The sequence below is a fragment of the Coprococcus sp. TF11-13 genome, assembly GCF_003481085.1.
Classification (GTDB): Bacteria; Bacillota; Clostridia; order Lachnospirales; family Lachnospiraceae; genus Coprococcus; species Coprococcus aceti.
In genome coordinates, this window is sequence record NZ_QUKK01000002.1 from 234,035 (window position 1) to 250,181 (window position 16,147).

Here is a 16,147-nt window from a genome sequence, read left to right on the forward strand (position 1 = left end):
GTGGACAGATATGAGGTGATGCGGGAATGAGGACTCTGAGACTTCTCGGAAGAGATATGGAAAATGGAATATTAAGGAGATGTGTTCTTTTTATACTGCCGTTACTGTTTGCGGTGTCGCAGACACGTGAGCTCCACGCATATCTTATCGAGCTTGCAGATGGGAATATCCTGTTGACCAACGGAACATTTGCGGACTATCTTCTGTTTGCGATGAAGGGGATGGAGGTGTATTACTTTGATCCAAGGAGCGTATTTTACATACCGATATACTGGTTTGCGTTCCAGATAGGCCTGGCCTATTTCCTGGCATATTATTCCAGTGATGATTTCGCCGCAAATGCGAGAGTGGTGTGCCTTGCGTCCGGAAGCAGAAGAAGCTGGTGGGTCAGCAAGCTCATATACTGTACGGTGGCTGTGGTAATGTATTTTGCTGTATGTGTGCTGACGATATATTTAATGGCGGCGGCATATGGGGCAGATATGACCATGGATATGACGGCGGCGCTGACAACACGGCTGTATCCTCCGCAGACATACAATCTTAGTGCCGCAGATCTGCTTCTGATAACATTATTTATACCGATGCTGGTAACGCTGGGGATAAGCCAGCTTCAGGTACTGGCGGGTTTTATAATCACGCCGGTCATCAGCTTTGCAGCGGTGTGTGGAGTGTATGTTCTGTCGGCATACTATACTGTATGGTATCTGTCGGGAAATTATACGATGTGGCAGAGAGTGTCATATGTAGTGGCAGATGGGGTTAATCCCATGAGTGGAGTGGTGCTTGCGGCTGGTATGCTGATCACTGCATTTGCAGGAGGAATCGTGTATTTTGATAATAAGGATATAATCTGATAGGAGAATACATATGAGCGAGATAAGGATAGAAAATCTGAATAAGAAGATAAAGGGTTCAGTCATACTTGATGATATCAGTCTGACCATGACTCCGGGCAGGATATATGGACTCCGTGGAAAGAATGGCTGTGGCAAGACAATGCTTATGAGAGCTATATGTGGTCTGCTCATACCTGATGGAGGACACATATATATAGATGATGAGGAGCTCCACAGGGACATAAAGTTTCCACGGAGTATAGGTGCTCTGATAGAGAATCCGTCATTTCTGCCTCAGTACACAGGCTTCAGGAACCTCAGGCTTCTGGCAAAGCTCATGGGAGGGATCAGTGATGACGATGTCAGATATGCCATAGAGAGGACAGGTCTTGATCCGGATGATAAGAGGGTATACAGAAAGTATTCCCTTGGAATGAAGCAGAAGCTTGGCATAGCAAATGCAATCATGGGAGAGCCGGATGTCATAGTGCTGGATGAACCTATCAACGCACTTGATGAAGAGTCTGTAGAGAACATAAAGAAGGAGCTGCTGAAGCTGCGTGATGGAGGAAGTCTTATAATCACTGCCTGCCACGACAGGGAGGAGCTGGAATATCTGTGCGATGAGATATATGAGATGAAGGATGGAAGGATAGTACAATAAATGAACATAAAAAAACATCTGCTGCGAACTCCTGTATACCTGGGATCGCAGGGCAGATGTTTATTTTTTTGTAAGAAGAATTATAAGTGTTTTCAAAAACTGCTATATGGGTTATAATACTTTCGATTAAGCCTTTACAGGTTCAGGATAATCAACACCGAAGGTCTCGACTGTTACAGTCTTCATCTTCTGTTCCTGACGAGGCTTGTCATTGTAGTCAGTTGGCACATTTGCAATCTTGTCTACGATGTCAAGTCCCTCGATAACCTTACCGAAGGCAGCGTAAGCACCGTCCAGATGAGGAGATGTCTTATGCATGATAAAGAACTGTGAACCTGCTGAGTCAGGCATCATGGAACGGGCCATTGACAGCACTCCGGGAGTGTGGGCCAGATCGTTCTTGAATCCGTTCTGTGAGAATTCACCTTTGATTGAGTATCCAGGACCGCCGATGCCGATTCCCTGAGGGTCTCCACCCTGTATCATGAAGCCTTTTATTACACGATGGAAGATTATTCCGTCATAGAAGCCTTTCTTGATCAGTGAGATGAAGTTGTTTACAGTGTTTGGAGCAATGTCAGGATAGAGTTCTGCTTTCATGACATCGCCATTTTCCATAGTGATAGTAACTATTGGATTTGCCATGTATATCATTCCTTTCTTGGTATAAGATAGGGTAATGATAACATCAGTTAACAGAACAGGCAAATGAAATTTGCAGATACAGAAGGAGAAAGAGATGGATTGGAGAAACATAGCAAGACCCGTTATTATAATAGCGCTGGCGGTATGTCTGGTGCTGTTCGGGGTATACAAGGTTAAGGAGACGTATACCGGATTTATGCAGGAATATGAGGGCACCTACAGTGCCGGCGGCGGAGAGAAGATCGAGGTTACCATACCTGAGGATACATCTGTCAAGGAGGCAGCATCTATACTTAAAGATGCGGGGCTTATAAAGTATAAGCTTGCATTCCAGCTCAGAATGACCGGCTCGCAGTACAGCCACAGTCTTCAGCCGGGTACTTACACACTCACAACAGGTATGTCGACATTGGATATGATAAAGACTCTGTGTTACGTGGAGTCGACCAGAGAGGTAAAATATACACTGACAGTTCCTGAGGGATTTACGGTTGAACAGATCGCTGACAGATGCGAGGAGCTGGGCTTCTGCTCTGCAAAGGAGTTTCTTGAGGCGTGCAAGTCGGGAGAGTTTGAGTATCCGTTTGAGATACCTTCATCGGAAGTCAAGTACGCATTACAGGGCTTCCTGTTCCCTGCTACTTACGACATATATGCAGATATGACTCCAAAGGAGCTCATACAGGACATGATAGACAAGTTTAACAGCATTTACACAGATGACTTCAGGAAGAAGGCAGAGGAGCTTGGATATACAGATTTTGAGGTTCTCACCATGGCTTCCATAGTTGAGAAGGAGTGTAAGCTGGATTCAGACAGAGCGATGGTTGCGGGAGTATTTATCAACAGATTGAATGATGACATGCCTCTTCAGGTAGATCCATCTGTTCTCTATGTTGTGACTGACGGTCAGTACAATCAGGCAGAACTGTCATATGATGATCTGGAGGTTGATTCACCGTACAATACCTACAAGTACACAGGACTTCCTGTCGGCCCTATATGTAATCCGGGCGAGGCATCCATAGAGGGTGTCCTGAATGCGGTTAAGCATGATTACTACTACTACCTGACATCAGATGAGAGCCAGGGAGCATGTATCTTTAATAAGACATACGAGGGACATCTTGCTGACATAGAAAAGGCTGATGCAGCCAAGGCGGAAAAGGAAGCTGCAGAGGGTGATGGATCAGAAGATGGCTCCGATGAAAGCACTGATTCAGAGTAAAAAAATATAGACAAAATTATATAGCGAAAATTATCTAAAAGGGTATAAACTGCTTGCGATATATAGACTTTTTATATATAATAAAGGAGTATGTACCCTTTTGGGTTTTTATGCATCTAGTTATGCGCTTATGGAGGTGCGATAGGAGGAATATTTGATGAGGAAAATAAGTTTCAAGGTAAGAAATATCGGCTCTGAGAAATATTTGTCATATATTCTGAATGATGATTGTGAGTTTGACGAGGAGTTATTGGATTATCTGGAGGAGAACCGGATTCCTGAGCTCATTGATATCATTTATGAAGAGGATGATGAGAACGATTATCTTACATATAACGTTACAGGCAGGACAACGGTTGACGCACTCCTTTCGAATACGGTAAATGCTGAGAAGATATTGGGGATAATCAGAGGGGTAGCTTCTGGTATAGTTAATTTACGTGATCTTGGAATACCGGCATCATATGTGGTTCTTCACAAGGAGTTTACATATGTTAATCCGGTTACATACGATGTTGGAATGTTATGTGTTCCAGTTGAGTCAGAAGCCAATATCAATGCCGAATTCAGGATGTTCGCAAAGGACTTGCTGACGAGCGTTATTTATGATGACAGTGAGGATTGCAACTATGTGGCAAAGCTTCTCAATCTGTTGAATGCGGATAAGTTCACAGTGAGAAACTTCTATGCACAGCTCACAGAGCTTATGGAGTCTGCAGGAATGCAGGTGGAGGAGAACTTCGTTGATATAGGCTCAGATATGTCGGTTTCACAGTCTTCGGTTGACACGGCGGCATCTGATACAAGTATGGATGATCTGCCTGAGTTTGAGGACGTGTCATTTGGCGATGATGAGGAAGACGAGCTTGATGAGGTAGAGGAGATCAGTGACGAGGCGGCCGCAGCGAATGCGATATTCAAGGATCTTGATCTTGATTCGGATGAGACGAAGAAAGAGAATGTATCAAGCGAGATAGATATGTCGGTATTTGATGACAGCGTTCTTGAGGAGCTCGAGTTAGATGAGAGCCTTGATGAGGAAGAAGAGGATGACGAGGAGGGCATGACAGAGGCTCTCACATCAGATATGGCAGTACATGAGCCATCAGGACTTACAGAGGTTGCAAAGGCTGCCGATGGAGTTACGGAGGTTGAGCTTGACAAGAAGGATGAGCAGAAGCCGGTTCTGATATCTACGGACGAGCTTATGGATAATCCACCTGTTGTTAAGAATATCAAGATCAACCGTGCGAAGATCATACAGAAGGCGGTTGCTGAGACAGAGGAAGCTCAGATAGATAACCCTACAGAACAGATAGTTGCACCACAGTTCATGGACGGTGACCAGCCGGAGCCTGAGACGAATATGGATCCGGTGAAGGAGAAGGCAGAGGAGCCTGAGCAGAAGGGCACAGGAAGCACTGTTGAGCTGACCGGAGGAATGAACGTAGTTAAGGATACCGAACCTGAGAAGGCAGCGGTTAACAGGAACGCTCCAAAGGCTATGCCATATATAGTCCGTGTCAACACAGGCGAGCGAGTTATGGTCAACAAGGCTGTGTTCAAGATAGGAAAGGCGGCAAGAGGTGTTGATTACCATGTCGGTGGTAATGGTGCCATCAGCAAGGTACATGTCATCATCTACCAGAGAGAGGATGGATGTTATCTGAAGGATAACAAGGCGACAAATGGCACATATCTCAACGGAGCGCGCCTGGATGAGAATGCAGAGCAGAAGCTTTCAAACGATGCCATGATAAGCATCGGTGGAGAGGACTTTATCTTCAAATTAAGTTAATATACACCACCCACGATGTGGGACAAGAGCAGGTAGCAATACCTGCTTTTGGTGTTTGAATGAAGAAATAATTTTTGACGGAAAATATGCGGATTTAGACGAAAGGGATTGAAAAAATGAACAGAGAAAAGGTTGTTGTAGTTCCGGCGGGGGAAACTTACAGAGTGAGTTACAGTCTGGATATCAGTGATGTGATAGATGCTAAAGTGTATGATATGAGCAGAAGCGGATCTATGCCTGAGATGGCACCGTGTGACATGCAGGAGAATGCCGGAGTCAGGGTGTTCAATTATCAGATCGATGACAAGAAGCCTCTTGCGGAGATACTGAGACAGGAGATGAACAAGAAGGAGATACTCACACTTCTGTACAACATTCTGCATGCACTGGAGATGTTTGGTAAGAATATGGTTTCGCTCAGCTATGTTGCAAGGGACGAGCAGTGTGTATTTGTATCGCCTGAGACATACGATGTCTGCTTTATTGTCGCTCCGGTACAGAAGGAAGTGACAGATCTCAATGAGGTCAGAGCATTTGTGAAGTCGGTGATAGTTGATGCGAGATACTCAGAGAATGACAATGACAATTACGTAGCACGCCTTATAAACTGTGCGAATATGAGAGGTACATTTTCAAACTCGGACATGAAGAACGAGGTTAAGGCGATGCTTGCAGAAGCAGGCATAGACGCTGCTGAGATAGACAGAATGAAGGAGCTTTCCACAAATACTCCAAAGGGTGGCAACAGCCACATACTTCGAGGTGAGTCACCTAAGGTGAGCAGACTCGAGGTTATGAGAAATAATGCGAGAATGAATGGATATGCACAGCCGATGGGACCAAACGGCCAGATGCCAAACGGAATGCCATCGATGGGCATGCCACCGATGGGACCGAACGGCCCGATGGGATCAAACGGCCAGATGCCAAACGGAATGCCACCGATGGGAATGCCACCGATGGGACCGAACGGCCCGATGGGATCAAATGGTCAGATGCCGAATGGCCAGGTTCCGAACGGAATGCCACCGATGGGCATGCCGCCAATGGGACCGAATGGCCAGGCACCGAACGGAATGCCACCGATGGGCATGTCACCAATGGGACCGAATGGCCAGGTGCCAAACGGAATGCCACCGATGGGCATGCCGCCAATGGGACCGAATGGCCAGGCACCAAACGGAATGCCACCGATGGGCATGCCGCCAATGGGACCGAATGGCCCAATACCAAACGGTCCAATGGGATCAAATGGAATGCCACCGGTAGGCGTGCCGCCGATGGAGGAGCCGGTTAAGCCTGAGATGGCTGGAGCACAGCCGCAGGGGGATAAACCGGAGAATGTTGAGACGGTTGAAGCAGAAGCACAGGATGCCAAGCCGGAGATTGTAGAGCCTCCTGTTGAGGCAGAGCCGCAGGATGTCAAGCCAGAGGCAGTAGAGCCGGCTGAGACAGAAGCACAGGATGTCAAGCCTGAGCCAGCAGAGCCGGTTGAAACACAGCCACAGGAGATAAAGCCAATACCTCCAATGCAGGGCAACCCATTTGGAGGAAGACCGATTCCGCCAATGCCACCAATGCCACAGGCACACCAGATGCCAGAGATGCCGCAGAACCCACAGATGCAGCCGGTACCGCCAATGCCACAGATGCAGCCGGTACCACCAATGCCACAGACACCGCCGATGCCACAGGCACAGCCAGTGCAGGGCAATCCATTTGATGGAGCACCGGCACCATATTTCCTTAGGGTGAAGACGGGCGAGAGAATAAGCTTGGACAAGGCAGAGTTCAAGATCGGACATAAGGCAAGACTTGTGGACTATGCGATTACTGACAATTCAGCTATAAGCAGAGTTCATTGTGTTATCACCAAGAGAAATGGCGTGTGCTTCATCAGCGATAACAAGTCTACAAATGGTACATTTGTGAACGGAGAGGAATTGAAGGCGGGCGAAGAAAAGTTCCTGACGAACAATGCGATCGTTATACTCGGGGACGAGGAGCTTGTCTATCACATTAGATAGAATATCCGCAACGAGAGTTGAGACATAAATATTGGGAGGAATGTATATGGGGTTTAGCGCAGTATACAATACAGACGTAGGAATAAAGAAAAAGACAAATCAGGATTCGCTGGCGATCAAGATAGCGGATACTCCAAATGGACAGGTCGTGTTCTCCCTCGTATGTGATGGCATGGGAGGTCTGGCAAAGGGAGAGGTTGCCAGCAAGGAAGTCATAACAGCTTTCTGCAACTGGTTTGACACACAGTTTGTTGAGATGGTTGACAACAACAGCTTTAGTGAAGAGCTGCTGAGATACCAGTGGATAAGACTTGCCGTGGAGCAGAATGAGAAGATTAAGGCGTATGGCGAGCAGAATGGATTTATGCTTGGTACGACCATTTCTGCGATCCTCATATACAGAGAAATGTACTACATTCTCCATGTTGGAGACAGCCGAGTGTATGAGATCACTTCAGGGATAAGGCAGCTCACCGCAGATCAGACGCTTGTTGCAAGGGAGATCGCAGCGGGAAGACTTACACCGGAGCAGGCGGAGACGGACAGCAGACGAAGCGTGCTTCTCCAGTGTATCGGAGCTTCACCTGTGGTGGAACCGGATTTCGTAGTTGGGCAGGCAGCTCCCGGAGCGCATTACATGCTGTGTTCTGATGGATTCAGACATAAGATAACGCCTCAGGAGATGATAGAGAGACTTGGCCCGGGAACATGCGTCGACGAGGCGAAGATGAAGGAGGGCTGTGAGTTCCTCACAGAGCTTGTGAAGTACAGAAAAGAAACGGATAATGTAACAGTAGTGCTTATTAAATCGGAGTAATGGGGATCGATATATGACAGAGTTAGGAACGGTATTAGACGGAAAATACGAAATACTTAAAAAAGTCGGTCAGGGTGGTATGTCAATAGTTTATCTTGCCATGGATAACCGACTTAATAAACAGTGGGCTGTAAAGGAGATCAAGAATGATGGCTCCAAGAGTACAGCCACACTCTTAAAGGGATTGGAGCGAGAAGCAAATATCCTCAAGGATGTGGATCATCCGGTACTGCCACGAATCGTTGATATCATCAATGAGAATGGCACGATCTACGTTGTCATGGACTTCGTAGAAGGACGTCCACTCAGCGATGTGCTCAAGGCGGAGGGAGCACAGCCACAGGAAAAGGTAATCGAATGGGGCAGGGCGCTTGCCAGTGCACTTGACTACCTGCATTCCATGAATCCGCCGATCATATACAGAGATATGAAGCCTTCAAATGTCATGCTGAAGCCGGATGGCTCGGTAAAGCTTATCGACTTTGGAACGGCTAAGGAATACATAGTGGAGAACAATGCGGATACCACGGCTCTTGGAACAAGAGGCTATGCGGCACCGGAGCAGTTCGGTGATGCGCAGGGACATGGAATCTACAACACGGATGCAAGAACAGATATTTACAATCTGGGAGCAACGCTCTATCACCTTGTTACCGGCAAGAATCCATGTGAGCCTCCTTACGAGATAAAGCCTATCAGACAGTGGAATCCGATGCTCTCATCAGGATTTGAGAGAATTATACAGACGTGCTGTCAGCCGAGTCCTGAGGACAGATATCAGTCTTGTTCAGAACTGCTGTATGCGCTGGATCACTACAACGAGCTCGACGATGCATACAAGGCAAAGGCAAAGCATAAGATAGCAGCGTTCTCAGTGGTTGCGGGATTATCGATACTCTCAGCGTGCTGTGCTGTGATAGGCGGAGTAAAGAAAGGCCAGCTCAAGGATCTTGATTACAACAACAAGGTCAACGAGGCGAGGGATGCAGTCGACGAGGGCGATTACAACAAGGCATTTGAGTGCTATAAGGCGGCTGTCGACATAGACCCAACCGCATCGGATGCCTATATAGGCTATATGGAGACATATGCTTACTATTATACAGAGGACGATGGAAACACTTCGGCCAACACCGAGACGGCGGCAGAAAAGGGAATAAGACTTGCGCTTAAGAACAAGGACGAGATAAAGGACGACGTAAAGTTCAAGATAGCCATGTTGTATTACGACGAGGTCAAGGACTACAGTGCGGCCAAGAAATATTTCAATATGGTTGATGAGAGCAAGAACTTCCCGGATCAGGCAAAGCAGGCAAAGTATTACGCTGCGATATGTGACAGTAAGATAAACAAGTCAGCAAGCTTTGATACGAACAAGGAAAATATATTTGCATTCCAGGATTACAACAGTGACAACATAGATGACACCAATCCTGACAAATACACCAATTACCTCAACATAGCTTACATATATCTTGGCGAGATATCCAATGATCCGGAGCTTGCGAACAGAATAGAGGTGCTGATGGATGAGGCGATGAAGAACCTGGACGACAACGCAGAGGTGCTGAACAGCCAGTTCCCGGCGGATAGAGGCGTAAAATACTACAATGGCCAGTATTCAGGAGTTATGTACTCGGTATATACAGAACTTGCCGAGAATGCGGATGATGCGGGCCAGCAGTTACATTATTACAACTCTGCGGCGAACAGTGCAGCGCTTTATCTGAACAGTCTGGATATAGAGGGCGAGAATGCGACAGAGACATCCAAGAAAGCATATTCAGAATACTCGGTGAACGAGGCTGAGACTTATATCAAGATGGCAGAGAACAGCGGCGATGACAGCTACTATGATGAGGCAGAGAGAATATATGGCAACGCTGAGACTACACTTGGAACCGATGACAACGCAGCGGTCGTGTACGTAAGCCATCTGAGTTATCTGGTCGATAGATATTCGAATAAATTTGGAAGCGATTCGGCAGCATGGAATGCCAGTGCCACAAGGGCTGTGAGGAAAGTGTACGAGAACGGTAACAAAGTTCCGGCACTTGCAAATGGTCTTAAGCAGGGATGGCAGTCGTTATCCAATGACCTGACAGTTAAGAGCATAGTAAATGGCAGTTCAAGGTCAACGAGCGAGTAAGGGAGGAGTGAAAGGTTATGGCAACAGTTTATAATGTAATGTTATATGGCGGCCTGGCACTTGCGATCGTATTCGCTATTGTGGCGGTGGTACTGTTCTTTGTGTTAAAGATACCGAAGGCGGTGGGAATTGCCACAGGCTCAACAGCCCGTAAGAAGATCGATGAGATCAAGGAGAAGGGCTATGAGAGTGTACAGGGAGGCGGTGCCTCCAAACAGGAGGCGATCAAGAACCATACATCCAGAATTTCGGTAAGGGATGTAAAGTCAACTGCAGCCGAAAAACATTCTGAGAAGGGAATGGCAAATTACGAGAAAGCGATAGCTGATCTCGGGAAAAAGAGACTGGAGGATGAAGGCGAGACTGCAACTGATATTCTCCGCGATGATGCCGAGGAGGCAACAGATATTCTGAGGGAAGACGAAGAGAATCTTGACATCAATGGCAGCAGCTTTGAGGAGGCGACAGACATCCTCAGAGAAGATGCGGATGAGGAAGCAACGGATGTACTCAGAAATGACGAGGCAGACGAGGAAGCAACGGACATACTCAGAAGCGATGACGCAGACGAGGAAGCAACGGACGTACTCAGAAGTGATGAGGCAGACGAGGAAGCAACGGACATACTCAGAAGCGATGACGCAGACGAGGAAGCAACGGACGTACTTAGAAGCGATGACGCAGATGATTCCACAGCCGTTCTTCAGGGAGGACGCGCAGCGAGCTCGGTAAGAATGATAAAGAATGTAATTATAGTACATTCCGATGAAGAGATATAGGAGGAGAGGGACATGAAAAAGGTTATGCAGAATAAATCACTTTTGCATCGACTGATCGCGCTTACGATGGCGGTAGTTATGACACTCACTCTTGTGGCGATCGATTCACATTTTCATTTGTTTGCGGAGGAGGAAGATACACAGACCATAGATGTAACGGCCATTGTAAAGGGCGATAAGGCGGATATGGTGTATGGCTTCAAGGATTTTGACAAGGCAATAAAGTTCAAGATCAAGTCCGACAAAGTTGACGGAATCGACAGCAGCAAGTTGGGAGTGGCTGTTTACAAAGGAGCTACAGCGGACGATAAGATCGCTACAGCCACAGATGCAGCAGGAAAGCTTGTCACATTTGATAATGTGTATGAGCTGAAGAATGACACAGCAGTACAGAAGATAGCTATTTACTATTATACAGGTACTGATGAGAGCGGTGATTTCGAGCTGCTTGGAACCATAAAGGTTGCCGTGGATAAGCAGGCACCTACAATATCGGTTGAGGCTGATGATAACTACAATCTTCACAACAAGGTGAGCGATGGCTATTATCTCCTGAACCTCACAAGCAGTGATGCCGACAGAACATTTGTGATAGACGCCAAGGATACCACAGATGCAGCAGAGGAAAATGCCACAGGAATAGACTATGTGGAGTATTCATCAGACAATGGAAAGACCTGGAGCAAGACTGAGAGCACATCCCAGTTTGTTGCACCTGATAAGAGTGGAACATACAAGTTCAGAGCGGTCGATGTTGCAGGAAACAAGTCAGAGGAGACCAGTGTTATCGTCAAGAAGCTCAACGAAGCTCCTGTCATAACAAGTGTTACCCCTGAGATCATACAGAAGAACGGAGTGGATTACAGATTCCCTCAGCTCAAGGTAGATGATGCTTATAAGTTCACTGTACAGGTGAAGAAGGTTACAGCCGGCAGTGATAACACTGAGATAGATGACGTGAGCCTGTACTACAAGCTTACGGGTGCAGCTTCAGCAGTGGAGTGCACAGGCAAAAAGGCTGTGTCCGGCGGATATGAATATGAATTCGAGATAAGTGCACAGTGGTTCAAGAAGGACAATGCAGACAATGCAAAGAAGCTTGTCATTTACGCCAAGGAGAACGAGTTTGGCAATAACTCAGTCGGCGCAGATGAGGATGGCGACATTGTATTTGTAAAGGAAGGAAAGCCTGAACTCACAGTTACAGGCGGTTCCACAAGCTATGTGAAATCCACAAAGCTGACAGTGAAGGCAACTGGAGAGTATTCTTACATAGACACCGTGTCATACAGCGTGGATGGCAAGAAGGAAACGATCCTTGAAAAAGGAAACAGGTTCACATACAGCAGCGATGTCCGTGTGAGCGGTGGAGATGTACAGGATTCAACAAAGTCAGACATATATCTGGCTGATGGAGAGCATACCATCACATTTGCGGCAAAGGACTTCGCCGGAATAGATGGCAGGATAGAGACTGTAGTCAAGGTGGATAATACAGCACCTGTTGTAAAGGTTACGGACAACGCCGGAACAGACAGGACAAACAATGATCAGCAGTACACGGTCACAGACGCAAAGGAAGCTGTTCTTAATATAAAGTACAGCGATGCCACATCAGGTGTTGCATCGGCGGTCGCTTCACTCAAGAAGGCAGATGCAAATGGATCATATACATCAGTCAAGAACTGGTATTCAACATCTACAGGTGACAATGGCCTGCAGAGCGGAAAAGAGATAAGCATAGATGGTTCAGGAAGTTATGTCCTGACAGTTGTGGTAACTGACGAGGCTGGAAATAAGACAGAGACGAACACATATGTGTATGTCAATGTGGATGGCCTTTCAGGAGAGAAGTTATCTGCGAACGGTACAGATGCTGACAACGGCGCTATATTCTGGAGGAATGATGATACTCTGACTGTAGAGGGTGCAGTATCAGGCTTCCAGCTTGCAGCAGATGACGCAAAGCTGGTGATCACCAGAACATCATTTGCAGGAAAGAAGGATAAGGCAGTTGAGGTAAAGGGTACAGTTGCCGCTGCATATGACAAGAATACGGTCAACATATCCTACGAGCTTCCAGATGAGGGTGTGTACGAGATCTCACTCATGGCGAGAATACACGATCCGAACAATGCTGACACGAAGTTCAAAGAAGTACAGAGCATAAAGGTTTACTATGATAAGACTGCACCGGCAAATGTGAAGCTGGAGTGTGCAAACCAGAAATACAAATCAGGATCGACATTCTATTACAGATCAAAGAGTGACGTGAAGATCAAGGTCTCTGGTTCCGATAACGATGACAGCAATGGCAAGGTTACATATACAGTAGGCAGAAGCAGCACAGCCGGATCACAGGACATTACAGGAAGCATTAATGTATCAGGAAATGATATAGAAAAGACACTGGATGCAAAGGCCCTTGGCATAACAGATGAAAATACAGAGTACACGATGACTGTTAAGCTGAAGGACAGAGCAGGAAACGAGAGCAAGGCCAGTCAGGAGATACACCTGATAGTTGATACCGTCAAGCCATCAGTGTCAATAGATGGAACTGCCGGCGGAAAGCTGATAAATTACTGGAATAACAGCAATGTGACCATAACAGCAAGGGGAACTGACAATTACTTCGTGGAGAAGTTCGTTGTGACAGGAACACGCGATGGCAAGAGCATAAGCAAGTATGAGCTGGATGCGGATTACACTGCAAATGCAGAAAAGACCACAATATTCAGAGAGCCTGGACTTTATAATATCACGATCGTTGCTGTCGATGAGGTTGGCAATGAGTCGGGTAAGGCAACAACTTCATTTGTAATAGATAAGAAGAGCCCTGAGATATCAGTTGTGTCCGGTGGAAGCAGCAGATTCCTTAACAGGAGCAGAACTATTACATTTGGCATAGAAGACGATTATGGAATGGATACACAGAATGCGACGCTTAAGGTGTACTACAAGACCTACAGTGATTCAAACTGGTCAGAGACCACAGTTCCGTTCCAGACAGCAGATGGCAAGACCACTGCAGCATATAAGATGACAGCCAAGGGCGGCAAGGCAACTGTATATTATTTCACAGTTGAGGGAGCCGATAATTCCGGCAATGCACTGAAGCCGGCAGCAGACGAGGCGTTCGGTGTTCAGGAGGGCACAAGTGCTCTCAAGACAAAGAATTATTACGTCGACACCACAGAGCCACTTGTGTATGTGGACGATGATCCTGAGTACAGACTGGATAATAACAATTACTTCAAGACTTCAATATCATTCAGAGTTGGTGTGGAGGAACAGTTCAAGTCGCTTCAGAACACTATTATCACAGAGAATGATGGAAATGTAGCAGTGGATGAGAATCCGCAATACTTCTATATAAAGAGTAACGGCGGAACATGGGGCAAGAAGTACACATATGATAAGGAAGGTGAGTATGATCTCACCATGACCGTTACCGACAAGTGTGGAAATGAAGGAACAACAGGAACCCATTTCTACATAGACAAGCACAAGCCTGAGATACAGCTTGGAAATGTCAACACTATAAACAACAGCGATGTGACAGTCCCTGTAACACTTACAGATAACATGAGAGGTGGAAAGTACACCATTCATGTAGTCAGAGCAAATGAGGGTGGATCTGTTGTAGAGAACAGAGATATCAGAAAGAATGTTACCTGGGGAACAAAGGGCGATGGAGTCAGCACAGTCAGAGAGGTACTCAGCGGTGTGACATTTGACGCCCAGGGTGATTACACAGTCACCGTGTCCGCAGAGGATAAGGCGGGCAACAAGGCTGTGACCAGAACAGTGAAGTTCAGAATCGATAAGACTGCACCGGTTATATCGATTTCAGGAATGAACGACAGACAGACAACGGCGGTAAATGCAACCATCAGCATAGATGAGGCATTCTCATTTGCATATGAGAACAACAATCTTGCCGCAGATGCATTTAACGTGACAATAACCAGAAAGACGGACGGAACAGCGGCATCGAATATCGCTACGCTGGGAACAAGCAGCTTCTCAGGAAGCAATCCACATACCGCAACTTACAACTTTACAGAGGATGGCGAGTACACGATCACAGCAAATGCAAGAGATCTTGCAGGAAATGTGGCAGCCAGCCAGACCAAGACCTTCAAGGTTGACTCAAAGGCACCTGTTGTAAAGGTGAGCGCAGTGGATAAGAACAACAAGGAAGTAAAGAATTACGACCCAATAGGAAGTATGGATTCTTCCGCACCGAACTATGTTGATATGTCACTGAGCGTTCAGGAGTCATTCTTCTCGACAGATGATGTGAAGATAACCGTGAAGAAGGACAGCAAGGATGTGTCATCATCATACTTTACAAATTACAGCAATTCTTCAGAACTCAGCACAGGAAGCCAGAGATTCTCTGAGGATGGTGTATACGAGGTGTCAATAACAGCGCAGGATGAACTGGGAAATAAGGCTGATGATTACAGCCTGGTATTCACAGTCGATAACACACCACCTGAGCTCAAGGCTACATCGACACTTGCCGGATTCATGAGCAAGAGCATTGCAAGCGATGACGGAACACTGCTTCTCAATGCATCAGATTTTGCTGATATACGAGACAAGGGCTACGAAGCACTGTGGGATGTAAGTGATACTTCAGACTTCTCGGTTGACGCCAAGATAGACGGAGTAAATCTTATCGATTTCTCAGATATGACAGACGGATATCACAAGATAACACTTACAGTAACTGACAAGGTTGGACACACGGCAACACAGGAATTTGATTATACGTATGATGGTACTGCACCACGAATCATCATAACAGGTGTTGAGGATGGAGAGACTCTCAGAGAGCCATTCAACATGACGATAGGTCTTGAGAATGAGGAAGACGAGATCACATCCATCGTTATAAATGGCAATACCATAGATCCTGCAAGCTATCAGGCAGATAACAAGTATGAGATGCAGGTAGACCAGTATGATACATACACGGTTGAGGTAACAGCCCAGGATAAGGCCGGTAATATAGCGACAACATATGACAGAGAGACCGGAGAGGTATTCACCTTCAAGCTCAGCGAAAAGATGTCACCGGTTGTGCTGATCATAATAATAATCGCAGCGATCCTGCTTCTTGCACTGCTTGCATTCATCATCATAGCTGGCAGAAGAAGAAAGAAAAACGCCGCTGCTTAATGTAGGAG

10 protein-coding genes are annotated in these 16,147 nt (G+C 46.5%); 9 read left to right on the forward strand and 1 reads right to left on the reverse strand.

Going from position 1 to position 16,147, the window contains the following annotated elements:
- Positions 1 to 26: 26 nt before the first annotated feature.
- Positions 27 to 857: a hypothetical protein gene (locus DXD11_RS05635; protein ID WP_117549805.1), complete on the forward strand. Its 831-nt coding sequence runs from the start codon at positions 27 to 29 to the stop codon at positions 855 to 857.
- Between the two features lie 13 nt (positions 858 to 870).
- On the forward strand, positions 871 to 1,503 hold the full coding sequence (locus tag DXD11_RS05640) for an ABC transporter ATP-binding protein (RefSeq protein ID WP_117875331.1): 633 nt from the start codon (positions 871 to 873) through the stop codon (positions 1,501 to 1,503).
- Between the two features lie 126 nt (positions 1,504 to 1,629).
- On the opposite strand, the gene DXD11_RS05645 is transcribed toward DXD11_RS05640, so the two are convergent.
- Entirely contained in the window at positions 1,630 to 2,148 is a 519-nt protein-coding gene (locus tag DXD11_RS05645) for a peptidylprolyl isomerase (protein WP_015534342.1), read from the reverse strand.
- A gap of 94 nt (positions 2,149 to 2,242) precedes the next feature.
- On the opposite strand from DXD11_RS05645, the gene mltG reads away from it, so the two are divergent.
- The 7 genes from mltG (at position 2,243) to DXD11_RS05680 (ending at position 16,139) form a co-directional block, all read left to right on the forward strand.
- The gene (gene mltG / locus DXD11_RS05650) at positions 2,243 to 3,376 is read left to right on the forward strand and encodes an endolytic transglycosylase MltG (RefSeq protein ID WP_055146128.1); all 1,134 of its coding nucleotides are present in this window, start codon (positions 2,243 to 2,245) and stop codon (positions 3,374 to 3,376) included.
- Positions 3,377 to 3,533: 157 nt separating this feature from the next.
- A complete protein-coding gene (locus DXD11_RS05655) occupies positions 3,534 to 5,174 on the forward strand; it encodes a DUF6382 domain-containing protein (RefSeq protein WP_015534341.1) in 1,641 nt (546 codons plus the stop codon).
- Positions 5,175 to 5,290: 116 nt separating this feature from the next.
- Entirely contained in the window at positions 5,291 to 7,201 is a 1,911-nt protein-coding gene (locus tag DXD11_RS05660) for an FHA domain-containing protein (RefSeq protein WP_118757948.1), read from the forward strand.
- 46 nt (positions 7,202 to 7,247) lie between these two features.
- Positions 7,248 to 8,018 (forward strand): PP2C family protein-serine/threonine phosphatase, encoded by a 771-nt coding sequence (locus DXD11_RS05665; protein ID WP_015534340.1) that lies wholly within the window; start codon positions 7,248 to 7,250, stop codon positions 8,016 to 8,018.
- A gap of 13 nt (positions 8,019 to 8,031) precedes the next feature.
- Complete coding sequence (locus DXD11_RS05670) at positions 8,032 to 10,167, forward strand: serine/threonine-protein kinase (RefSeq protein ID WP_118757949.1); 2,136 nt, start codon at positions 8,032 to 8,034, stop codon at positions 10,165 to 10,167.
- Positions 10,168 to 10,184: 17 nt separating this feature from the next.
- Positions 10,185 to 10,946 carry a hypothetical protein gene (locus DXD11_RS05675; RefSeq protein WP_118757950.1) on the forward strand — a complete coding sequence of 254 codons (762 nt, stop codon included), beginning with the start codon at positions 10,185 to 10,187 and terminating at the stop codon, positions 10,944 to 10,946.
- Between the two features lie 12 nt (positions 10,947 to 10,958).
- Positions 10,959 to 16,139 carry an Ig-like domain-containing protein gene (locus DXD11_RS05680; RefSeq protein ID WP_118757951.1) on the forward strand — a complete coding sequence of 1,727 codons (5,181 nt, stop codon included), beginning with the start codon at positions 10,959 to 10,961 and terminating at the stop codon, positions 16,137 to 16,139.
- Positions 16,140 to 16,147 lie beyond the last annotated feature (8 nt).